At 74.8% G+C, this 21,050-nt stretch carries 18 protein-coding genes; 10 read left to right on the forward strand and 8 right to left on the reverse strand.

Annotated features, from left to right (window positions below; translation table 11 throughout):
* Window positions 1-12 precede the first annotated feature (12 nt).
* Window positions 13-1,509 carry a trifunctional class I SAM-dependent methyltransferase/NUDIX hydrolase/VOC family protein gene (locus AMK24_RS17360; RefSeq protein ID WP_073769682.1) on the forward strand — a complete coding sequence of 499 codons (1,497 nt, stop codon included), beginning with the start codon at window positions 13-15 and terminating at the stop codon, window positions 1,507-1,509.
* A 118-nt stretch (window positions 1,510-1,627) separates the two neighbouring features.
* On the opposite strand, the gene AMK24_RS17365 is transcribed toward AMK24_RS17360, so the two are convergent.
* Entirely contained in the window at window positions 1,628-2,140 is a 513-nt protein-coding gene (locus AMK24_RS17365) for a DUF402 domain-containing protein (RefSeq protein ID WP_073769683.1), read from the reverse strand.
* The gene (locus AMK24_RS17370) at window positions 2,121-3,041 is read right to left on the reverse strand and encodes a GNAT family N-acetyltransferase (protein ID WP_073769684.1); all 921 of its coding nucleotides are present in this window, start codon (window positions 3,039-3,041) and stop codon (window positions 2,121-2,123) included. The genes AMK24_RS17365 and AMK24_RS17370 overlap by 20 nt, the downstream gene beginning before the upstream one ends.
* 70 nt (window positions 3,042-3,111) lie before the next feature.
* On the opposite strand from AMK24_RS17370, the gene AMK24_RS17375 reads away from it, so the two are divergent.
* Window positions 3,112-3,486, forward strand: a complete 375-nt coding sequence (locus AMK24_RS17375; RefSeq protein WP_073769685.1) for a GntR family transcriptional regulator — start codon at window positions 3,112-3,114, stop codon at window positions 3,484-3,486.
* A 24-nt stretch (window positions 3,487-3,510) separates the two neighbouring features.
* Here AMK24_RS17375 and AMK24_RS17380 read toward each other — a convergent pair whose 3' ends face one another.
* Window positions 3,511-4,605: a DUF5925 domain-containing protein gene (locus AMK24_RS17380; RefSeq protein WP_073769686.1), complete on the reverse strand. Its 1,095-nt coding sequence runs from the start codon at window positions 4,603-4,605 to the stop codon at window positions 3,511-3,513.
* 224 nt (window positions 4,606-4,829) lie between these two features.
* On the opposite strand from AMK24_RS17380, the gene AMK24_RS17385 reads away from it, so the two are divergent.
* Complete coding sequence (locus AMK24_RS17385) at window positions 4,830-5,633, forward strand: SGNH/GDSL hydrolase family protein (protein ID WP_073769687.1); 804 nt, start codon at window positions 4,830-4,832, stop codon at window positions 5,631-5,633.
* A 268-nt stretch (window positions 5,634-5,901) separates the two neighbouring features.
* Window positions 5,902-6,165, forward strand: coding sequence for a hypothetical protein (locus tag AMK24_RS17390; protein ID WP_073769688.1), 264 nt, complete (start codon window positions 5,902-5,904; stop codon window positions 6,163-6,165).
* Between the two features lie 45 nt (window positions 6,166-6,210).
* On the opposite strand, the gene AMK24_RS17395 is transcribed toward AMK24_RS17390, so the two are convergent.
* The 4 genes from AMK24_RS17395 to hmgA all read right to left on the reverse strand — a co-directional run bounded on the left by AMK24_RS17395 (window position 6,211) and on the right by hmgA (window position 11,001).
* A complete protein-coding gene (locus AMK24_RS17395; RefSeq protein ID WP_073769689.1) occupies window positions 6,211-7,407 on the reverse strand; it encodes a CaiB/BaiF CoA transferase family protein in 1,197 nt (398 codons plus the stop codon).
* A 56-nt stretch (window positions 7,408-7,463) separates the two neighbouring features.
* A complete protein-coding gene (locus AMK24_RS17400) occupies window positions 7,464-8,756 on the reverse strand; it encodes a type ISP restriction/modification enzyme (protein ID WP_073769690.1) in 1,293 nt (430 codons plus the stop codon).
* Window positions 8,757-8,825: 69 nt separating this feature from the next.
* Window positions 8,826-9,647, reverse strand: a complete 822-nt coding sequence (locus AMK24_RS17405) for a GntR family transcriptional regulator (protein WP_073769691.1) — start codon at window positions 9,645-9,647, stop codon at window positions 8,826-8,828.
* Window positions 9,648-9,681: 34 nt separating this feature from the next.
* Complete coding sequence (gene hmgA / locus AMK24_RS17410) at window positions 9,682-11,001, reverse strand: homogentisate 1,2-dioxygenase (RefSeq protein WP_073769692.1); 1,320 nt, start codon at window positions 10,999-11,001, stop codon at window positions 9,682-9,684.
* Between the two features lie 212 nt (window positions 11,002-11,213).
* Here hmgA and AMK24_RS17415 point away from each other — a divergent pair, with 212 nt between their 5' ends.
* The 6 genes from AMK24_RS17415 to AMK24_RS17440 all read left to right on the forward strand — a co-directional run bounded on the left by AMK24_RS17415 (window position 11,214) and on the right by AMK24_RS17440 (window position 19,997).
* Window positions 11,214-11,834: a TetR/AcrR family transcriptional regulator gene (locus AMK24_RS17415; protein WP_073769975.1), complete on the forward strand. Its 621-nt coding sequence runs from the start codon at window positions 11,214-11,216 to the stop codon at window positions 11,832-11,834.
* Between the two features lie 123 nt (window positions 11,835-11,957).
* The gene (locus AMK24_RS17420; RefSeq protein ID WP_073769693.1) at window positions 11,958-14,162 is read left to right on the forward strand and encodes a molybdopterin-dependent oxidoreductase; all 2,205 of its coding nucleotides are present in this window, start codon (window positions 11,958-11,960) and stop codon (window positions 14,160-14,162) included.
* 139 nt (window positions 14,163-14,301) lie between these two features.
* On the forward strand, window positions 14,302-15,744 hold the full coding sequence (locus tag AMK24_RS17425) for a CitMHS family transporter (RefSeq protein ID WP_073769694.1): 1,443 nt from the start codon (window positions 14,302-14,304) through the stop codon (window positions 15,742-15,744).
* On the forward strand, window positions 15,744-17,045 hold the full coding sequence (locus AMK24_RS17430; RefSeq protein WP_073769695.1) for an MFS transporter: 1,302 nt from the start codon (window positions 15,744-15,746) through the stop codon (window positions 17,043-17,045). The genes AMK24_RS17425 and AMK24_RS17430 overlap by 1 nt, the downstream gene beginning before the upstream one ends.
* Before the next feature lie 331 nt (window positions 17,046-17,376).
* Entirely contained in the window at window positions 17,377-18,771 is a 1,395-nt protein-coding gene (locus tag AMK24_RS17435; RefSeq protein WP_073769696.1) for an aldehyde dehydrogenase family protein, read from the forward strand.
* Window positions 18,772-18,917: 146 nt separating this feature from the next.
* Window positions 18,918-19,997 (forward strand): zinc-binding dehydrogenase, encoded by a 1,080-nt coding sequence (locus AMK24_RS17440; RefSeq protein ID WP_073769697.1) that lies wholly within the window; start codon window positions 18,918-18,920, stop codon window positions 19,995-19,997.
* Between the two features lie 64 nt (window positions 19,998-20,061).
* Here AMK24_RS17440 and AMK24_RS17445 read toward each other — a convergent pair whose 3' ends face one another.
* Window positions 20,062-21,024, reverse strand: a complete 963-nt coding sequence (locus AMK24_RS17445; RefSeq protein ID WP_073769698.1) for a DMT family transporter — start codon at window positions 21,022-21,024, stop codon at window positions 20,062-20,064.
* Window positions 21,025-21,050: the final 26 nt, after the last annotated feature.

The following is a 21,050-nucleotide window of genomic DNA, read 5'->3' on the forward strand; positions in this document are numbered from 1 at the left end:
AACATCGGCCCCATGACCACGATCGACTGGGACGAGGCCGCCCGAACCTTCGACCAGGAGCCCGACCACGGGCTCCTGGACCCCGCGGTGCGCGACGCCTGGGCCGGGCGGCTGGAGAGCTGGCTGCCCGCCACCCGGGGCGACGTGCTGGACCTCGGGTGCGGTACGGGCAGCCTCTCGCTGCTCGCCGCGGGCCAGGGCCACCGGGTCACGGCGGTCGACCGCTCGCCCCGGATGGCCGAGCTGGCCCGCGCCAAGCTCGCCGGGACCGGTGCGGAGGTCCTCGTCGGGGACGCCGCCCGGCCCCCGGTCGGCGAGCGGGCGTTCGACGTCGTCCTGGCCCGGCACGTCGTCTGGCTGCTGCCCGACCCGGCGGCGGCCCTCGCGCACTGGTTCGGCCTGCTCAAGCCGGGCGGCCGGCTCATCCTGATCGAAGGGGTGCGGGGCGGAGACGGCCTCTCCGCCCCCGAGCTGACCGCCCTGCTCTCCGCGCACACCGAGCGCGTCCACCACGAGGACCTGGCCCCCGACGCCCGGTTGTGGGGCAAGGAGGTCGACGACGAGCGCTACGCGGTGATCGCCCGCGCGATGCCGCCGCACCGGCACACCGAGGTCGTCGACGTCCATCTGATCCTCCGCCGGGGCCCGGACGTGCTGCTCGCCCGCCGCGCCGGCACGGGCTACGCGGACGGACTCCTCCACCTGCCCTCCGGCCATGTGGAGGACGGCGAGGACGTCCGCGAGGCGCTGATCCGGGAGGCGGCCGAGGAGATCGGCCTGCGGCTGGAGCCGGAGGAGCTGCGGGTGGCCCTCGTGATGCAGCACCGGGGCCCCGGCGGCGGGGCGCGCACGGGCTGGTTCTTCGTCGCGGAGGACGACCCGGCCCGCCCGCCGCGCAACGCGGAGCCGGAGAAGTGCTCCGAGCTGGACTGGTTCCCGCTGGCCGCGCTGCCGGACGACATGATCGCGTACTGCCGCGCCGGTCTGGACGGCTACCGGTCCGGCGAGCACTTCATGCTCCACTGGCACCGGGACGGCGAACCGGTCGCCCACGTCCCCGGGGCCGCCGGGCGGGCCGTGCCGCTGCCCGCCGCCGCCGGCGGAAGCACCGGGCGGATGCACCACATCGAGCTGTGGGTGCCCGACCTGGCGGAGGCGGAGCGCGGCTGGGGGTGGTTGCTGGACCGGCTCGGCCATGTCCCGTACCAGCACTGGGCCCACGGCCGCAGCTGGCGGCGCGGCGACGCCTACGTGGTGCTGGAGCAGTCGCCCGATCTGGTCCCGGGCGGCCACGACCGCCGCCGCCCCGGCCTCAACCATCTGGCGTTCCACGTGGGCGACCGGGCCGCCCTCGACGCCCTGACGGCCGAGGCCCCGGCGTACGGCTGGCGGCTGCTGTTCCCCGACCGCCACCCGTTCGCGGGCGGGGAGGGGCACCGCGCCGCCTACCTGGAGGACCCGGCGGGGTACGAGGTCGAGCTCGTCGCGGATTCCCGGCCGCGTCCCTGAACCGGCCGCCGCCGCGCCCGGCAGGCGGACCGGCGGGCGCCGGTCCGTCAGCCGGAGGGGCCGGAGGGCCGGTGGCAGCCGAGGGGGGAGAGGCCGGCGGGGCTCCCGGGGCGGCCGGTCAGGCCAGCAGAGCGGTCAGGCCCTCCGCCCGGGCCAGGCGTTCCAGCTCGTCCAGGGCGGCGATCGCCGCCCCGGCCGCCGCCGGATCGCGCCCGGCCAGACCGCTCTCCTCGAACTCGTCCTCGTCCAGCCGCAGGACCGACTTCCCGTCGGCCGAGACCCACAGATCCAGGTCCAGGTCCTCCACCGTCAGCACCCCGTCCGCCGTCACGGCGGGCCGGGTGACGTCGCAGTACCAGCCCTTGAGCGTGCCGTCCCCGCCGCGGACCTCCTTCACCGCGAACCACCGGTCCCGCCAGTAGTGCTCGGTGAAGACGTCGCCCGGCTCGAAGCGGACGAACCCGAAGTCCCGCGCCCCGGGCGCCGCCCACGGTGCGCGGACCGTGACACGGACCCCGTCGTCCCGGACCAGCTCGGCCGGATACCTGATCTTGACGCGGCCGGCCTTGGTCAGGACGACGTCCAACCGCCGCGTACCGGCGGCCCGTCGCTCAGGAGAGGGTCCGGACATGCCGGACCTCCGTGGCGCAGATCTGGTAGCCGAACCACCGGTTGACGGCCAGCATCGGTTCGTTGCCGCTGTCGTTGGAGGTGTAGGCGTCCGTGTACCCGGCGGCCCGCGCCCGGTGCAGCGAGTCGTTCTTCGCCAGCTTCGCCAGGCCCCGGCCCCGGAACTTCCGCAGAGTGCCGGTCATACCGCTCAGATAGGTCCGCGCGCCGTCGGTGGTGGCCGCGCTGAACGCCGCCACCTTCCCGTCGACCAGCGCCACCGTGGTGAGCTCCTGGTCGAAGGCCGGGTGCCGCCAGGTGTTGGTCAGCCAGTCCTCGTAGTCCTCCAGCTCGGAGGTGATGTCGCCCGGCTCGTCCGCCGTCACCTCGGCGTCCGCCTCGAACAGCGGCCGGGGGTCGTCGGCGAAGGCGGAGCCGGGCCGCAGCTCCACGCCGGCCGGGACCTCCTGGCGGGGCGGCAGGGTTCCGTCCGCCAGGCCGAGACGCTGGAAGTGCGCGGAGCGGCGGGGTTCGTAGCCCCGGGCGCGGGCGAACGCCAGGCTCTCCGGATCGTCCAGGGCCCACGCGTACAGGACCGTGGCCCCGGCCTCCGCCAGGTGCTCCTCCGCCGTGCGCAGCAGCAGCGAGCCGGCCCCGCGCCCGGTGCGGCCGGGAAGCGTCTGCGGGGTGAAGTACCCCTGCCCCGGTTCCGGGCTCTCGTGGGCGATGCCGGCCTGGGCGGTGCCGATGATCTCCCCGTCCTCCTCGGCGACCAGCAGCCGGTAGTGCCGGTCGGGATGGGCGTGGGCCCGGTCGTGGAGGATCTGTTCGGGGGTGGCCACCATCCAGGGGACCGAAGCCCTGCGGACACGGGTCCACTCCTCGGCGTCGGACGGCCGGAAGTCGCGCACGATCACAGTCATGCGGGGGACCGTACGCGCGGAGGCGGCCCGGGCGCCTCCCCTTTTTCCCCCGGTGGGAGAGAATCGCCGCGTGACCGACACGATCGTCCTCGACCCGGACTCCGGCATCGCCCCGTACGAGCAACTCCGCGCCCGGTTGGCCGAACTGGCCCGGTCCGGCGCGCTGCCCGTGGGCCACCGCCTCCCGACCGTACGCGGCTTCGCCGAGGAGCTGGGCCTCGCCGCCAACACCGTCGCGAAGGCCTACCGCGCACTGGAGGCGGACGGGGTGATCGAGACCCGGGGGCGCAACGGGACCTTCATCGCGGCCGCCGGGGGAGCGGCCGAACAACGGGCCGCCACCGCCGCGCAGTCGTACGCGGAGACCGCCGAACGGCTCGGCCTCACCCGGCAGCAGGCCCTGTCGCTGGTCCAGGACGCGGTGCGGGCCGCGTACGGGGACTGACCGCCGCTCCCGCGACGCCGGGCGTCAGAGGTACGGCCCCGCGGCGGGGCCCGCGTCCTGCCGCGGCACCGGCGCGGGTCCGGAGCCCCGGCGCAGCGCGTACAGCTCGGCCAGGGAGTTGCCCTCCCGGCCCACGCCCCGGTCCGTGCCCAGCCAGCCCACCGACTCCTGCCGGGTCAACGGCCCGACCTCGATCCGTGCCAGGCAGCGGCCGGGCCGGACGACCGCCGGGTGCAGCCGCTCCAGGTCCTCGTTGGTGGTGACCCCCACCAGGACGTTGCGGCCCTGGCCCAGCAGGCCGTCCGTCAGGTTCAGCAGCCGGGACAGCGCCTGGCCCGCCGTGTGCTTGGCCCCGCCCCGGATCAGCTCGTCGCAGTCCTCCAGGAGCAGCAGCCGCCAGCGGCCCTCCTCCGTGCCGTCGTCCTCGCCGATCGCGATGCTCATCAGGTATCCGACGTCGTTGAAGAGCCGCTCGGGGTCCAGCACGCAGTCGACCTGGCACCAGTCCCTCCAGGAACGGGCCAGGGTGCGCAGCGCGGAGGTCTTGCCGGTGCCGGGCGGCCCGTGCAGCAGGAGCAGCCGGCCCGAGACGTCTTCCGGTCTCGTCCTCATCAGCCGGTCCATGGAGCCGGCCACCGGGGCGGTGTAGTCGGACCGCGCCTCCTCCCAGCTCCGGGCGGTGATCCGGCGGGTGGTGCGGTGCGGCCCGCGGTTCGGGGAGGCGTACCAGAAGCCCATGGTCACGTCGTCGGGCCGGGGCTCCGGTTCGTCCCGCGCGCCGTCCGTGGCCCGGGCGAGGACCTCCGCCGCCAGCTCCGGGGTGGTCGCGATGACGGTCACGTCCGCGTTCCGGCTCCACCGGGAGGCCAGCAGGGTCCAGCCCTCGCCCTCCGCGAGCGTGGCGCTGCGGTCGTCGCCGCCGGCGTTCCGCAGCACGGTGGCGTCCGGCGGCAGCAGCGTCGCCCCGGCCTTCACCCGGTCGATGGAGGTGTTGCGCGCGTACGGCTGCTCGCCCGCCGCGAAGCGCCCCAGGAAGAGCGCGTCGACGACGTCGGACGGGGTGTCGCCGTCGTCGAGGGCGAGCCGGATCGGCAGAGCGGAGGCGAGGGAGTCGGGCATGGCGCTCATGATCCGGCACGGGCCCGGGCCGCGCACCCGGGTTTCGGGGGCGGGCCGCGCGCGGGGCCGGGCGCCGACGGGGCGGCGGGGAGCGCCCGTTGAACACCGGGGGGCGGACGGAAGCACGCCGTTCATATTTTTGGCATGGACACTACCGAACAGGCGAGTCCACTGCTACTACGGAGCAAGCGGATATCCCCTGCTCAAGGAGTCCAAGGAGTTTCATGAAAATGTCCAGACTCGTGGCGTTCTCGTCCTCCCTCCTGCTCGGCGCCGCCCTCGCCCTCACCGGTGCCGGGATCGCGAACGCCGATTCGTCCCCCGCCGCCGTCGACTACGTCGCCCTCGGGGACTCGTACTCCTCCGGCGTCGGAGCCGGCAGCTACGACGGCTCCAGCTGCAAACGCAGCAGCCGCGCGTACCCCGCCCTCTGGGCGGCCGCCAACTCCCCCTCCACGTTCGACTTCGCCGCCTGCTCCGGCGCCCGGACCGGAGACGTCACGGGCGGCCAGCTCGGCAAGGTGAACGCCTCGACCGACCTCGTCTCGATCTCCATCGGCGGCAACGACGCGGGCTTCGCGGACGTGATGACGACCTGCGTCCTGCAGTCCGAGGCCACCTGCCTCAACCGGATCGCCACCGCCCGCTCCTACGTCGACTCCACCCTGCCGGGCCGGCTCGACTCCGTGTACACGGCGATCCGCTCCAAGGCCCCCTCCGCGCGCGTCGTCGTCCTCGGCTACCCCCGCTTCTACCAGCTGGGCGGCGGCTGCATCGCCGGTCTGAGCGAGAAGGAGCGCTCCGCCATCAACGCGGCCTCCGACCACCTCAACACGGCCACCGCCAAGCGGGCCGCGGACCACGGCTTCACCTTCGGCGACGTCAGGACGACCTTCGCGGGGCACGAGATCTGTTCGAGCAGCTCCTGGCTGCACAGCGTGAACTGGCTGAACATCGGCGAGTCCTACCACCCCACCGCCGCCGGGCAGTCGGGCGGCTATCTCCCGGTCTTCAAGTCGGCCCTCTGACAAGCGCGTTCCGCCCGCCGCCGTTCCCGTGGGAGGTCTCGCCGGTCGGGGCCTCCCGCTCCGCGGGGCGGCGGCGGGGGCGCGGGCGGCAGGCCGGGCAGAACCGGCGAACCGCCCCAAGTCGCCCTGAGGGTGCGCGGATTCGGTAACGGGCCGTCAACCTCCGTATGCGTGTGCGCAATCCTGTGGCCGGGATACACGGGTGTCCCCGGGGAACGATAGGGTTAACCTGCCCGGACCGGGTGCCCTCGTACGGGTGGGGAGTGACATGGAACAGATAACGGTGCGGAGCAGGCCGCGTGTGCCTGCCATCACATGCGGAAGCGGTGCGACCAGTACGCGCCTCGACCGCCATCTCGCGGTGCTCGGCGGCCCCGTCGTCCCGCAGCGCGAGGCGGCCGAAGCGACGCTGCTGATGCGCGAGCTGACCTCGCGCGACGTCGCGCGCAGCCACCGGAGCCGGAGCGCGCGCGTGTCGCTCTTCGCGCCCCTGCGGCGACTGCGGCGCTCGCTCTTCGGCAGCCGCCGCTGACCCACCGCACGGCGTCGCCCTGACCGCCCCGCCGCCCGGGACGGCTCAGGCGACCACTCCGTCCCGGCGCAGCACCGATGCCTGCTCGTCCGTCATCCCCAGGGCTCGCAGCAGCGCATCGGTGTGCTCGCCCAGCGCCGGTACGGCGCCCATGCGCGCCTCCTCGCTCCCCGGCAGCGTGATCGGCGGCAACAGCGCCCGCAGCGGCCCCACCGGCGAACCCACCTCCCGCCACCGGTCCCGTGCGGCCAACTGCGGGTGCGCCGCCACATCGGCCACCGTGTTCAGCCGGGCGCAGGCGATGCCCGCCGCCTCCAGCCCGGCCAGCGCCTCCTCGCCCGTCAGGCCCATCAGCGCCCGGCCCACCGCCTCATCGGTCCGCTCCCGGTTCGCGGTCCGCGCCGCGTTCGTCGCGAAGTCCGGATCGTCGGCCAACTCGGGCCGGCCGAGCACCTTCTCGGCCAGCCGCCGCCACTCCCGGTCGTTCTGCACGGAGAGCAGCACCTGCTCTCCGTCGGACGTGGCGAAGGCGTCGTACGGGGCGATCACCGAGTGCGCCAGTCCGGTGCGCGCGGGGGGAGCGGAGCCGTGCATGCCCTGGTGCAGGGGGTGGCCCATCCACTCGGCGAGCGCGTCCAGCATGGACACCTCGACCGGGCCGCCGCGCCCGGTGGCCGCCCGGCGCAGGAGTGCCGCCAGCACTCCGGAGAACGCGTACATGGCCGCCGCGATGTCCGCCGCCGGGACGCCCGCCTTCACCGGCCGCTCCGCCGTCCCCGTCACCGAGACCAGACCGGCCTCGCACTGCACGAGCATGTCGTAGGCCCGCTTGTGCGCGTACGGTCCGGCAGCCCCGTACCCGGAGATGTCCACCGCCACCAGGCGCGGGTGGCCGGCGCAGAGCGAGGCGGCGTCGAGCCCGAGCCGGGCCGCCGCACCGTGGGCCAGGTTCTGTACGAACACGTCGGCCCCGGCGATGAGTTCACGGACGATCGCGAGGCCGCGCGGGTCCTTGAGATCGACGGCCAGGGACTCCTTGCCGCGGTTGCACCACACGAAGTGCGAGGCGAGCCCGCGCGCCGCCGTGTCGTAGCCGCGCGCGAAGTCGCCGCCGTCGGGGCGCTCCACCTTGACGACCCGGGCGCCGAGATCGGCGAGCTGCCGGGTGGCGAAGGGGGCGGCGACCGCCTGCTCGACGGCCACCACGGTGATGCCGTCGAGGGGGAGAGGGATGGTGTTCATGCCCCGTGCATACCCCCTGACCGGCCCTTTCGTCACCCCCCGGATCGACCGGGGCGCTACAGCAGGGCGAACTGGCCCTCCGGGCCCTCCTCCTGGTGCCCGAGCACCGAAGCGGGACGCCGTGCCGAGACCGGGACCGGCAGCACGCCCGCGGCCCGCAGCTCGGCGGGCCCGATCAGGGGGCCCGCGTCCAGCCGTGCCGCCAGTTCCTTCCGGGGCCCCGCGGCGCCGTCCACCAGAGCGAGCACGGTGATGAGTTCGAGCAGCTCCGAGGTCCACTCCCGGGGCCAGCCGCGCGCGCCGACCGCGTCGAGTCCTTCCGGGACCTCCCCGTCCGCCCGCAGCCCCGCCGCCGCGGCGGCGCGGAGCCCGAACCACCGCTCCAGCACCCGTACGCCGCCCACCGTGAACTCCCAGGCCGCCGCGGGCACCGGCGCGATCCGCCCCTCACCGACGATCAGCGCCTCGCCCCCGGCGTCGTAGGACAGCTCCGAGGGCCGCGCCGGGAGCGCCGCCCGCACGTAGGGCCTGCGCCCGCCCGGCAACCGGGGCCGCTCCCCGCCCCGCGCCCCCCGCGTCTGGAGCCGCGTCAGCTCCCGGCCGAGCGCCACCCCCGCCGCCCACACCCCGGCCTCCGCCGGGAGCGGGACCAGGGGCCCGGCGGGGGAGGGCCGGGCGGCGGCCAGGATCCAGGCCAGCACCGCTTCCGGGGCGAACGCGTCCGGGCCGGCCCCGCCGCCGAGCCGCTCGCGCAGCAGCTCCGAAAGCCCCGGCGCGAGATTGGCCTCCGTGCCGCCGGGCCTGCGGAACAGCGGTCGGATCCGGCCGGGCCGCCCGGCGGGGGAGTACCCGTCCGGCAGCAGTGCGGTCACCGACAGGGCGGGGCCGGGGTCCTCGGGGGCGGCGGCGTGCTCGACCGCGAACAGCTGCCGCTCGTCGGCGACCCTCCACAGCTCCGGACGGGCCGCGTCGATCAGCCGGTGGTCCGGGAGCAGCCACTGCTCGTCGTAGGGGCCGTGCGGGACGCGTACGGGATCGGGGCAGGGGCCCGGAAGGCGGGCGAAGCGGGCGGTTCCGCCGGCCCGGCCGGGCAGCGCCGCCACCGAGGTGTGCGGCGTACGGGAACGGGTGGAGGCGAACAGCCGCTCCTGCTCGGCGGGTCCGGCCGCGGCCAGCCGCTCCCAGCGGGCCCGGAGCGCCACGGGGTCGGGGCCGCTCACCCAGGCGCGGCCGGTCCTCAAGGGACGCACGGACCACGGCATCAGCTCGTCGAGCGGGAGGAAGGCGTCGAGGGGCGAGGACCGCGTGTCCCCGCCGGACGCGGCTGCCGCCGTCCTGCGCGCTGCCACCGGGCCGCCCTCCCCTGTCCGACGTGACCTCTCGCATCGTAACGGCGGGCGGCGGCCCCGCGGGCGGGGTCAGTGGGCCTCCACCGTCACGGAGAAGGCGAACCGGTCGCCCCGGTAGCGGATCCGGGCCACGTCCACCACGCGCCCCTCCTCGTCGTACGTCACGCCCGTGTAGTGCAGGATCGGGCTCAGGAGGGGGACCCGGAGCAGCTCGGCGGTGACCGGATCGGCGAGGCGCGCCTCCACCGTGTCGGTGATGCGGGAGATCCTCACCCCGACGACGTCGCGCAGCACTTTGGTCATCGGCCAGCGTTCGAGGTCGGCCACGTCGATCCGGGCGGCGATGTCGGGAAGCACCGCGTTCTCCGCCCAGTTGGTGGGCTCGTCGCTCCCCCCGTCGCGGCGCAGCCGCCGGAAGCAGGTCACCTCGGTGCGGCCGGGGAAGAACTCCGCGAGATCGCCGGGCACCGGGGCGGGGCCGTGGCCGAGGACGGTCGTCGCCTCCCCGGACTGCTGGGCGACGATCGCGTCCACCGAACCCAGCAGCCGGACCGGGGAGACCCGCCGGGCGCGCGGCTCGATGAACGTCCCGCGCCGCCGGTGCCGGCTGATCAGCCCCTCCGCCTCCAGTTCCTTCAGGGCCTGGCGCATCGTGAGCACGCTGACCCCGTAGTGCGCGGCGAGCTGCTCCTCGGTGGGCAGCCGGGCGGGGGAGCCCTGCGGGCGGCCGAGTATGGAGGCCCGCAGGGACTGGGACACCTGGTACCAGAGCGGCAGCTTCCGGTTCAGGACGAGGGAGTCGGGGGCGAAGGCGGGCGCCCCGGGGGCCGGGCCGCCCGCCTCCTCGGCCTCCCGGTCGCCCGCGTCGGCCCGTCGGTGGCTCTCTGTCACGTCGTCCCCGTCCCGTCCTCGGACCTTGTGCCGTCTACGGCCGGAAGTTGCGGCTCAGACCCTGCCACACGTCGTCGTACCCGCGCTGCAGGTGGTCGGCGCCGGCCGCCTGAGCGGTCGCCGTGACCGGCCAGCGGGTCTCGAACATGAAGGCCAGGCCGTCGTCGATCTTCTGCGGCCTCAGCTCCGCCGCGCTCGCCCGGTCGAACGTCTCCCGGTCCGGTCCGTGCGCCGACATCATGTTGTGCAGGGAGCCGCCGCCGGGGACGAATCCGTCCGCCTTCGCGTCGTACGCCCCGTCGATCAGGCCCATGTACTCGCTCATCACGTTGCGGTGGAAGTACGGCGGGCGGAAGGTGTCCTCGCCCACCAGCCAGCGCGGCGCGAAGACGACGAAGTCCACCCCGGCCAGCCCCGGGGTGTCGGACGGCGAGGTCAGCACCGTGAAGATCGACGGGTCGGGGTGGTCGTAGCTGATCGTGCCGATCACGTTGAACCGGCGCAGGTCGTAGACGTACGGGGTGTGGTTGCCGTGCCAGGCCACCACGTCGAGCGGCGAGTGGTCGTACGTCGCCGTCCAGAGGTTCCCGCAGAACTTGTTGACCACCTCCACCGGGCCCTCGCGGTCCTCGTACGCGGCGACGGGGGCGAGGAAGTCCCGGGCGTTGGCCAGGCCGTTGGCCCCGATCGGGCCGAGGTCGGGCAGGGCGAACGGGCGGCCGTAGTTCTCGCAGACGTACCCCCGCGCGGTCTCCGCCAGCAGCTCCACCCGGAAGCGGACCCCGCGCGGGATCAGCGCGACATGGCCCGGTTCGGCGCGCAGCAGGCCCATCTCGGTGCGCAGCAGCAGCCCGCCGCGCTCCGGGACGATCAGCAGCTCGCCGTCGGAGTCGCTGAACACGCGGTCCGTCATGGAGGTGTCGGCGTGGTACAGGTGGATCGCCATCCCGGCGCGCTGGGCGGCGTCGCCGTTGCCGCCGAGCGTCCACAGGCCGCTCAGGAAGTCCGTGCCGGGCACGGGGTCGGGCAGCGGGTTCCAGCGCAGCCGGTTCGGGTCCGGCACGGTCTCGGTGAACGGCGCGGAGCGCAGATTCCCGTTGTCGGCGCGGGTGAACGCCGGGTGGGCGGCCGAGGGGCGGATGCGGTAGAGCCAGGAGCGGCGGTTGTCCGCGCGCGGTTCGGTGAAGGCGGAGCCGCTCAGCTGCTCCGCGTAGAGCCCGAGCGGGGCCCGCTGGGGGGAGTTGCGCCCGTGCGGCAGTGCTCCGGGAACCGCCTCGGAGCCGTGCTCGTTGCCGAAGCCCGAGGAGTACGCCAGCCCCTCGGCCGTCTTCCTCGCCTGGTCGATCGCGCTCATCCCGCACTCCCGGTGTACCCGTGAAATCCCTCGGACCCGCCGGACGGCGAATCCTATGCTCCACCGTAGGAATGAGAACGGGGCACGTCAACGGCGCGCATCGCGCCATGCGCGGGGTGCGCCGCCCTCCGCGGGGCCGGACGCGGTCGCGGACGGGCCCCGGGCCGGGCGGCGGGGTGCTCCCGTTCGCCCGGCGGGGCGCGCACGGCATCATGGGGCCCGTGCCCCACGTCAACCCGAACCTCCGCCGCGCCCCGGTGCAGCAGCGCAGCGCCGACCGGCTGGCCCGGATACTCGACTCCTGCGCCGCGCTGCTCGACGAGACCGGATACGAGCTGCTCACCACCCGTGCCGTCGCCGAGCGCGCCGAGGTGCCCATCGGCTCCGTCTACCGGTTCTTCTCCAACAAACGCGCGCTCGTCGAGGCCCTCGCCCTGCGCAATCTGGAGTTCTACGCCGACCGGGTGGCCGCCCGGCTCGCGAAACTCCCCGACGCCGACTGGCGGGCCGCCATCGACGCGGTGCTCGACGAGTACCTGGCGATGAAGCGCGACGTCCCCGGCTTCGCGCTGGTCGATTTCGGGCCGCCCTCCCCGGCCGAGGGCGCCGCGGACGACGCCAACCGGCGTCTCGCGGACCGGCTCGCCGTGCTGCTGGCCGCCCACCTCGGCCGCCGGGCCGACGAGCGGCTGTCCCGAGCGGTCCTGGTGAGCGTCGAGGCCGCCGACGCGCTGCTCCAACTAGCCTTCCGCGCGGAGCCGTCGGGGGACGCGGCCATCGTCGCCGAGACCCGCACCCTGGTCCGGTCCTACCTCGCCCACACGCTCGACTGAGCGACGGCGGACACCTCCCCACCGTCCGTACCGGTCGGTATGCTCGGCCGGGCCGGGAACGGGCGCCCCCGCCCGCCCGGCCCATGTCCGCGTGCCGTCGCCGCAGCCGCCCGGGGAGGGCCCATGTCCCACGTCTCCCGTACCGCACCGCGTATCTGCCCCCTCTGCGAGGCCACCTGCGGCCTCACCCTCACCATCGAGGGGACCACCGTCACCGGCGCGCGCGGCGACCGCGACGACGTCTTCAGCCGAGGCTTCATCTGCCCCAAGGGGGCTTCCTTCGGAGCGCTCGACGCCGACCCCGACCGGCTGCGCGCCCCCCTCGTGCGCGGCGACGACGGGGAGCTGCGCGAGGCGTCCTGGGACGAGGCGTTCGACCTGATCGCCGCCCGGGTACCGGCCCTGACGAAGGCCCACGGCCCGAACGCGGTCGGCGTGGTCCTCGGCAACCCGAACGTGCACACCATGGCGGGCTCCCTCTACCCTCCCCTGCTGCTCAAAGCCCTGCGCACCCGCAACCTCTTCACCGCGAGCACCCTGGACCAGATGCCCAAGCACGTCTCCAGCGGGCTGCTCTTCGGCGACGCCCACGCCATCCCCGTACCGGATCTCGACCGCACCGACCACCTCCTCCTGATCGGCGCCAACCCGCTGGAGTCCAACGGCAGCCTCTGCACCGCCCCGGACTTCCCCGGCCGGCTCAAGGCCCTGCGGCGGCGCGGCGGCGCCCTCACCGTGATCGACCCGCGCCGCACCCGCACCGCCCGCCTCGCCGACCGGCACATCGCGATCCGGCCCGGCGCGGACGCCCTGCTGCTGGCCGCGCTCGCGCACACCCTGCTCGACGAGAAGCTCGCCGACCCGGGACCGCTCGCCGAACACCTGGACGGCATGGACCGACTCGCCGCCGCGCTGGCCGGCTTCACCCCCGACGCGGTCGCCGCCGCCTGCGACGTGGACGCGGACACCATCACCGCCGTCGCCCGCGAACTCGCCGCCGCCCCCACCGCCGCCGTCTACGGCCGCATCGGCAGCTGCACCGTCGAGCACGGCACACTCGCCAGCTGGCTGATCGACGTCCTCAACATCCTCACCGGCAACCTCGACCGGCCCGGCGGCGCGCTCTTCCCGCTCTCCGCCACCGCCCGCGCCCCCCGCCCCGCCGGTCCCGGACCCCGCGCCGCCGTCCCCGGCAAGGGCTTCGCGCTCGGCCGCTGGGCCAGCCGGGTCTCCGGACACCCCGAGGCCAAGGGCGAACTGCCCGTCGCCGCCCTCGCGGAGGAGATCGACACCCCGGGCGACGGCCGCATCCGCGCCCTGCTGGTCCTCGCCGCCAACCCCGTGCTCTCCGCGCCCGACGGCGACCGCCTCGACGCGGCCCTCGCCGGGGGACTCGACTTCATGGTGAGCGTCGACCCGTACCTCAACGAGACCTCCCGCCACGCCGACGTCGTCCTGCCCCCTCCACCGCCCTCCCAGAGCGCCCACTTCGACTTCGCGTTCAACGGCTTCGCCGTCCGCAACCAGGTCCGCTACACCCGTGCCGCCGTGCCCCTGGAGGAGGGGCGGATGGACGAGAGCGAGATCCACGCCCGGCTGGTCCTCGCGGTGAGCGGTATGCACGGCGCGCCGCCCTCCGCCGTCGACGACCTCGCGATCGACGCCGCCATCGCCGGGGCGGGGGCCCCGAAGGAGCTGGCCGGCCGGCTCACCGGCGCCGACGGCCCCGAACGGCGACTGGACCTGATGCTGCGCCTCGGCCCCTACGGGCTGACGCTGGAGCGGCTTCTGGCCCACCCGCACGGCATCGACCTCGGCCCGTTGGAGCCCCGGCTCGCCGACGTCCTGCGCACCCGCTCCGGCCGCGTCGAACTGCTCCCCGAACCGATCGCCGCCGACCTTCCGCGCCTGCGCCGGGCGCTGGGGGACCGGCCGGCCCCGCTCGTCCTCGTCGGCCGGCGGCACCTGCGCTCCAACAACAGCTGGATGCACAACGTCGGCGCGCTCACCGGCGGTTCGAACGTCTGCACCCTCCAGATCCACCCCGACGACGCGGCCCGCCTCGGGATCGAGGACGGGGCCCTCGCCCGGATCGAATCCTCGGGCGGCGGCGTCGAGGCGCCCGCCGAGATCACCGACGCCGTGCGCCCCGGGGTGGTGAGCCTGCCGCACGGCTGGGGCCACGACCGCCCCGGCACCCGGATGTCGGTCGCCTCCGCCAGCCCCGGGGTGAATGTGAACCAGCTGCTCGACGGCGCCCTCCTGGACCCGCTGTCCGGCACGGCCGTGCTCAACGCCTTCGCGGTCTCCGTCACCCCAGCTCCGTAGCGTCACAGCGTTGACCTGGTGTTTTGCTCGTATTGCTCACGCGTCAACATCTTGTTAACGCCGGGAGGCGGCCCCTAACGTCGTCCGGACCGACCGCCGAGACCGGTGGGAGTTCAAAGATGAACGTTAGGTATCCCCCATGCTGACCATCCTCGGCTTCGCCATGATCGCGACCTTCCTGGTCCTGATCATGACGAAGAAGATGTCGCCGATCGCGGCGCTGGTACTGATCCCCGCACTGTTCTGCGTCGCCGTCGGGCAGGGCGCGCACCTCGGTGACTACGTCATCGAGGGCGTCGGCAACCTCGCCCCCACCGCCGCCATGCTGATGTTCGCCATCGTCTACTTCGGCGTGATGATCGACGTCGGCCTGTTCGACCCGGTCGTCCGGGGCATCCTGCGGTTCTGCAAGGCCGACCCGATGCGGATCGTCGTCGGTACCGCGGTCCTCGCCGCGATCGTCTCGCTGGACGGTGACGGCTCCACCACCTTCATGATCACCGTTTCGGCGATGTACCCGCTCTACAAGCGGCTGAAGATGAGCCTGGTCGTGCTGACCGGGGTGGCGGCCACCGCCAACGGCGTCATGAACACCCTCCCCTGGGGCGGCCCCACCGCCCGTGCCGCCACCGCCCTCAAGCTGGACGCCTCCGAGATCTTCGTGCCGATGATCCCGGCGCTGGCCATGGGACTGCTCGCCGTGTTCGCGCTGGCGTACGTGCTGGGCCGCCGGGAGCGCAAGCGGCTGGGGGTGCTCACCCTCGACGAGGCGCTGGCGCGGGACGCCGAGCCGGACACCGTGACGGTCGGGGCCGGGGGAGCGGGCGGCGGCACGGACCGCCTCCGCAAGGGCGCCGGGTCCGGCGCCGCTTCCGCCCCCGCGGGCGGCGCGGCGGGAGCGGGCGCGGCGGAGGCCGGGGACGGGGAGGAGGACGAGGAGTTCCAGGGCCTCGACCCCAACCGCTCCACCCTCCGCCCGAAGCTCTACTGGTTCAACGCCGGGCTCACCGCCGCCCTCCTGACGGCGATGATCATGGAACTGATGCCGATCCCGGTGCTCTTCCTCCTCGGCGCGGCCCTCGCGCTCACCGTGAACTTCCCCCACATGCCCGACCAGCGCGCCCGGATCGCCGCCCATGCCGACAACGTCCTCAACGTCTCCGGGATGGTCTTCGCCGCCGCCGTCTTCACCGGCGTCCTCACCGGCACGGGCATGGTCGAGCACATGGCCGACTGGGTCGTCGGCACGGTCCCCGACGCCATGGGCCCGCACATGGCCCTCGTCACCGGCCTGCTGAGCCTGCCGCTCACCTACTTCATGTCCAACGACGGCTTCTACTTCGGCGTCCTGCCGGTCCTCGCCGAGGCGGGCGCGGCCCACGGGGTGTCGCCGCTGGAGATCGCCCGCGCCTCCCTGGCCGGGCAGGCGCTGCACATGTCCTCGCCGCTCGTGCCCGCCGTGTACGTCCTCGTGGGCATGGCCAGGGTCGAGTTCGGCGACCACACCCGCTTCACCGTCAAATGGGCCGTGCTCACCTCGCTGGTGGTGCTCGCCGCGGGCATCCTGTTCGGCATCATGTGATGGTGCCCGCACCGCGAACCGGGCCCGGCAGGGGCTGGCTGCTGCGCCTCGTCATCGCCTTCGCCTTCGCGCAAGGAGCGGTGTCGATGGCGCGGCCCGCCGTCTCCTACCGGGCCCTCGCGCTCGGTGCGGACGAGACGGCGGTCGGCGTCATCGCCGGGGTCTACGCCCTGCTCCCGCTGTTCGCCGCGGTGCCGCTCGGCCGCCGTACCGACCACGGCCGCTGCGCCCCCCTGCTGCCGCTCGGCGTCCTTCTGATCTCCGGCGGCTGCGCGCTCGGCGGCCTCGTCTCCTCCCTGCCCGCGATGGCCGCCTGGAGCGGGGTGACGGGCCTCGGCCACCTGTGCTTCGTGATCGGCGCCCAGTCGATCGTGGCCCGGCAGTCCGCACCCGACGAACAGGATCGCAACTTCGGGCACTTCACCATCGGAGCCTCGCTCGGCCAGCTCATCGGCCCGGTCGCGGCGGGCGCGCTGATCTCGGGGCAGGGCGGCGCCCTGGGCCGTACGAGCGCGCTGGCGCTCCTCGTCTCGGCGGGGGTCTGCGCGGCCGCCCTCACCTCGCTCTGGCGCATCGAGCACCGCCGGGAGGGCGGCGCCCGGCCGCGGGCCGGTGAAAAGGTCCCGGTCCGGGCCATCCTGGGCGCACGCGGCGTCCCCGCCGGCATCCTCATCAGCATGGCGGTGCTCTCCGCCACCGACATCCTCACCGCCTACCTGCCGGTCGTCGGCGAGCACCGCTCCATCGCGCCCGCCACCGTCGGGCTGCTGCTGAGCCTGCGGGCCGCCGCCACGATCGCCTGCCGGCTGGTGATGACGCCGCTGCTGCGGCTGCTGGGCCGCCGGGCGCTGCTGACCACCAGCTGCCTGCTCGCCGGGCTGCTGTGCGCGGGCGTGGCGCTGCCCGTCTCCGTACCGGTCCTCGCCGTCATGCTGGCGGTACTCGGCTTCTGCCTCGGCGTCGGCCAGCCGCTGTCCATGACCACGGTCGTCCGGGCCGCCCCCGAGGGGGCGCGCTCCACCGCGCTGGCCCTCCGGCTGACCGGCAACCGGCTCGGCCAGGTCGCCGCTCCCGCCGCGGCGGGGCTGATCGCGGGGGCGGTGGGGGTGGCGGCCCCGTTCACGCTGCTCGGCGTGGGGCTGCTCGGCGCGGCGGGACTCGGCCTGCGCGGCGAGGGGCGTACGGAGCCGGTCCCCACGCCGCCGAAGGGCGCCCCCGTGCCGCCGGAAGCCGGGGCCGTACCGGCGGAGTCGCGGGGCCGGGCGGCCGACGGCCGGTCCCGTCCTCCCGCCGCCCCCTGAGGGGCCGAAGGGGGCGGGGCCGGCGTGCCGGTCCGGCCCTCCCGGCCGGGGGCGTGAGGACCAGGGGCGCTCGGGGAGGGCGCGGGGCGCGCCTCCCGGGGATCGCCGAACACGCCCCGTGTCGCCTTTGCCCCGCTGCCGCCGGTCCCGGGCACGGATGGCCGCGCCGGGAAGCGGGTAAGGGCCCGGAGGCGTGCGCGCCCGGCGTGACCGGCGTCTCGGAAGGCTCCCTGGCGCCGGAAAACTAACGGCGCTAGTTTGGGCGGGTGCGACGTGCGCCCGCGCCGCACGGCTTCGGCGCTCCGCACAGCACGTCCGGGAGGAAACAGCCATGAAGGCCCATGACCAGATGTACATCGACGGCGCGTGGCGGCCCCCCGCCGGCCAGGACACGATCGCGGTCGTGAACCCGGCCGACGAGCGGGTCGTCGCGCATGTGCCGGCGGGCACGGCCGAGGACGTGGACGCGGCGGTACGGGCCGCGCGCGCCGCCTTCCCCGCGTGGGCCTCGACCCCGCCCGCCGAGCGCGCCGCCCGGCTCGCCGCGCTGGCCGACGCGCTGGCCGCCCGCAAGGACACGCTGGCCGAGACGATCACGGCCGAACTGGGCTCCCCGCTGCCGCTGTCGCAGGCGGTCCACGCCGGCGTACCCGTGCTGGTCGCCGCCTCGTACGCCGAACTTGCCGCCTCCTACGCCTTCGAGGAGCGGATCGGCAACTCCACCGTCCTTCTGGAGCCGGTCGGCGTGGTCGGCGCGATCACCCCCTGGAACTACCCGCTCCACCAGATCGTCGCCAAAGTCGCCCCCGCGCTCGCCGCCGGCTGCACCGTCGTCCTCAAGCCCGCCGAGGACACCCCGCTCACGGCCCAGCTCTTCGCCGAGGCCACCGAGGCCGCCGGTCTGCCGCCCGGCGTCTTCAACCTGGTCACCGGCCTCGGGCCGGTCGCCGGACAGGCGCTCGCCGAGCACGAGGACGTCGACCTGGTGTCGTTCACCGGCTCCACCGCGGTCGGCAAGCGGATCGGCGCCGCCGCCGGGGCCGCCGTCAAGCGCGTCGCCCTCGAACTGGGCGGGAAGTCCGCCAACGTGATCCTGCCCGGCGCGGACCTCGCCAGGGCGGTCAACGTCGGCATCGCCAACGTCATGGCCAACTCCGGCCAGACGTGCAGCGCCTGGACCCGGATGCTGGTGCACACCGAGCGGTACGACGAGGCCGTGGAGCTGGCGGCGAACGCCGTCACCAAGTACGTGGCCGGGGAGCGGGTCGGCCCGCTCGTCAACGCCCAGCAGCAGGCCCGGGTGCGCGGTTACATCGCCCGGGGCGTCGAGGAGGGCGCCCGGCTGATCGCGGGCGGCCCCGACGCGCCCCTGGAGACCGGCTTCTACGTCAGCCCGACCGTCTTCGCCGACGTCACCCCGGACATGACGATCGCCCAGGAGGAGATCTTCGGCCCGGTGGTCTCGATCCTGCGGTACGAGGACGTGGACGACGCCCTGCGGATCGCCAACGGCACCGTGTACGGGCTCGCCGGGGCGGTGTGGGCCGCGACCGACGAGGAGGCGGTGGCCTTCGCCCGCCGGATGGACACCGGACAGGTCGACATCAACGGCGGACGGTTCAACCCGCTGGCCCCGTTCGGCGGTTACAAGCAGTCGGGGGTCGGCCGCGAGCTGGGGCCGCACGGCCTGGCGGAGTACCTCCAGACCAAGTCGCTCCAGTTCTGACCCCGTTCGCACCGTGCGGGTGAGCCCGCCGGGACGCACGCGTACCGAGGCGGTGACGCGCCGAGGCGCCGACGTGCCGGGGAACCCGACCGAGATACCGACGTACCGTCCGATCCAGCCGTTCGAAGAGTCCTGGGAGTCTGTTCGTGGTCCGCGCCGCCGTACTGCCCGCCGTCGGAGCTCCGCTGGAGATCACCGACATCGTCCTGCCGGAGCCCGGCCCCGGCCAGGTGCGCGTCGCGCTCGCCGCCGCCGGTGTCTGCCACTCCGACCTGTCCCTGTCCAACGGCACCATGCGCGTCCCGGTGCCCGCCGTCCTCGGCCACGAGGGCGCCGGTACGGTCCTGGCGGTCGGCGAGGGCGTCGCCCATGTCGCGCCCGGCGACGGCGTGGTCCTGAACTGGGCGCCCTCGTGCGGGGCGTGCTTCCACTGCGGGATCGGCGAGGTGTGGCTCTGCGCCGACGCCCTCAAGGGCACCGCCGGCCTCCACGCCCGTACGGCGGACGGCGCCGGCCTCCACCCCGGGCTGAACGTCGCGGCGTTCGCGGAGGAGACCGTCGTCGCCGCGAACTGCGTCCTCCCCGCCCCCGACGGCATCCCGCTCACCGACGCCGCCCTCCTCGGCTGCGCGGTCCTCACCGGTTACGGGGCCGTCCACCACAGCGCCCGGCTCCGCGAGGGCGAGAGCGTCGTCGTGTTCGGGATCGGCGGCGTCGGCCTGGCCGTGCTCCAGGCCGCCCGGATCGCCGGCGCGTCCCGGATCATCGCGGTCGACGTCTCGCCGGCCAAGGAGGACCTGGCCCGGCGGGCCGGGGCGACCGACTACCTGATCGCCTCCGCCACCACCCCGCGCGAGATCCGGAAGCTCACCGGGGGCCAGGGCGCGGACGTGGCGGTCGAGTGCGTCGGCCGGCCCGCGACCATCCGGGCCGCCTGGGAGTCCACCCGGCGCGGCGGGCGCGCGACCGTCGTCGGGATCGGCGGCAAGGACCAGGTGGTCGGTTTCAACGCCCTGGAGATCTTCCACTGGGGCCGGTCCCTCACGGGCTGCGTCTACGGCAACAGCGATCCGGTGCGCGATCTGCCCGTCCTCGCCGACCACATCCGCGCCGGCCGCTTCGACCTGTCGATGATGGTCACCGAGCGCATCGCGCTGGACGGCATCCCCGCCGCGTTCGCCAACATGATCGCGGGCAAGGGGGGCCGGGCCCTGGTCGTCTTCTGAGAGGTGTTCCGAAGGCAGCGCCGTCCGGGGGCGCCCCCGGACGGCGACGGCGGGGCGGCAGGCCCTACGGCGCGTCCGAGCGCGCGTCCGCGTCGGCGGGGGCCGGGCCCCCGCGCGCGGCCCCGGCCCGGCCGCGGCTCCGGGAGACCGCCACCCCGGCCAGGCAGAGCACGCCGCCCAGGACGCCGAGCGGGGTCGGCGCCTCGTCCAGGAGCACCCACGCCATCAGCACGACGATCGCCGGGACCGCGTACGTGGTCGCGCCCATCCGGCCCGCCGTGGTCCGGGCCAGGGCGTAGCCCCAGGTGGTGAAGGCCAGCGCGGTCGGGAAGACGCCCAGGTAGACCATGTTCAGGGTGGCGGACAGCGGGGCGTCGGCGGCCTCGGAGACCAGCACCCCGGTGAACGGCAGGCAGGCCACGGCCCCGATCAGGCAGCCGAAGGTGTTGATCTGGAGCGAGGAGCCGTGCTCCAGCGCCGGCTTCTGGCTCACCACGCCCGCCGCGTACGCCACCGCCGCCAGGACGCAGAGCACCACGCCCAGCACGGAGGAGGAGCCGTGCCCGGACATCCCGAGTCCGACCACCACCGCGCCCGCGAAGGAGACGCCCATACCGGTCAGCAGCCGGCGCGGCAGCCCCTCGCCGAGCATCCGGGCCCCCATCAGCGCCATCAGGATCGGACCGATGTTCACCAGCATCGCGGCCGTTCCCGCGTCGACCTCCTGCTCGCCCCAGTTCAGGGCCACCATGTACAGCCCGAACCACAGCACGCCCGAGGTGACGATCCCGGGCCAGGCGCCCCGCCGGGGCAGCCCCTCCCGGCGGACGAGGAGGATCGCCCCGAGCACGAGCGCGCCCGTCGCCAGCCGCCCGAGCGCCAGCGCGCCGGGGGAGTACGCCTCGCCCGCGCTGCGGATGGAGACGAAGGCGGAGGCCCACAGCACGACGGTGGTGCAGGCGGCGGCCACCGCGCGGCGGCGTCCGGTGGGCGGTGAGACGGGGAGGGGTGTCGGGGTGGTCGTCATGGCCACGACCGTAGAGCCGAATCGCC

This window comes from Streptomyces sp. CB02366 (assembly GCF_001905905.1).
Taxonomy (GTDB): domain Bacteria; phylum Actinomycetota; class Actinomycetes; order Streptomycetales; family Streptomycetaceae; genus Streptomyces.

Bases quoted from the DNA above. Each gene is read 5' to 3' on its own strand.
- AMK24_RS17360 (WP_073769682.1), top strand. From the start codon at position 13: ATGACCACGATCGACTGGGACGAGGCCGCCCGAACCTTCGACCAGGAG.
- AMK24_RS17365 (WP_073769683.1), bottom strand. From the start codon at position 2,140: ATGTCCGGACCCTCTCCTGAGCGACGGGCCGCCGGTACGCGGCGGTTG.
- AMK24_RS17370 (WP_073769684.1), bottom strand. From the start codon at position 3,041: ATGACTGTGATCGTGCGCGACTTCCGGCCGTCCGACGCCGAGGAGTGG.
- AMK24_RS17380 (WP_073769686.1), bottom strand. From the start codon at position 4,605: ATGCCCGACTCCCTCGCCTCCGCTCTGCCGATCCGGCTCGCCCTCGAC.
- AMK24_RS17385 (WP_073769687.1), top strand. From the start codon at position 4,830: ATGAAAATGTCCAGACTCGTGGCGTTCTCGTCCTCCCTCCTGCTCGGC.
- AMK24_RS17390 (WP_073769688.1), top strand. From the start codon at position 5,902: ATGGAACAGATAACGGTGCGGAGCAGGCCGCGTGTGCCTGCCATCACA.
- AMK24_RS17395 (WP_073769689.1), bottom strand. From the start codon at position 7,407: ATGAACACCATCCCTCTCCCCCTCGACGGCATCACCGTGGTGGCCGTC.
- hmgA (WP_073769692.1), bottom strand. From the start codon at position 11,001: ATGAGCGCGATCGACCAGGCGAGGAAGACGGCCGAGGGGCTGGCGTAC.
- AMK24_RS17415 (WP_073769975.1), top strand. From the start codon at position 11,214: ATGGGGCCCGTGCCCCACGTCAACCCGAACCTCCGCCGCGCCCCGGTG.
- AMK24_RS17420 (WP_073769693.1), top strand. From the start codon at position 11,958: ATGTCCCACGTCTCCCGTACCGCACCGCGTATCTGCCCCCTCTGCGAG.
- AMK24_RS17425 (WP_073769694.1), top strand. From the start codon at position 14,302: ATGCTGACCATCCTCGGCTTCGCCATGATCGCGACCTTCCTGGTCCTG.
- AMK24_RS17430 (WP_073769695.1), top strand. From the start codon at position 15,744: ATGGTGCCCGCACCGCGAACCGGGCCCGGCAGGGGCTGGCTGCTGCGC.
- AMK24_RS17435 (WP_073769696.1), top strand. From the start codon at position 17,377: ATGAAGGCCCATGACCAGATGTACATCGACGGCGCGTGGCGGCCCCCC.
- AMK24_RS17445 (WP_073769698.1), bottom strand. From the start codon at position 21,024: ATGACGACCACCCCGACACCCCTCCCCGTCTCACCGCCCACCGGACGC.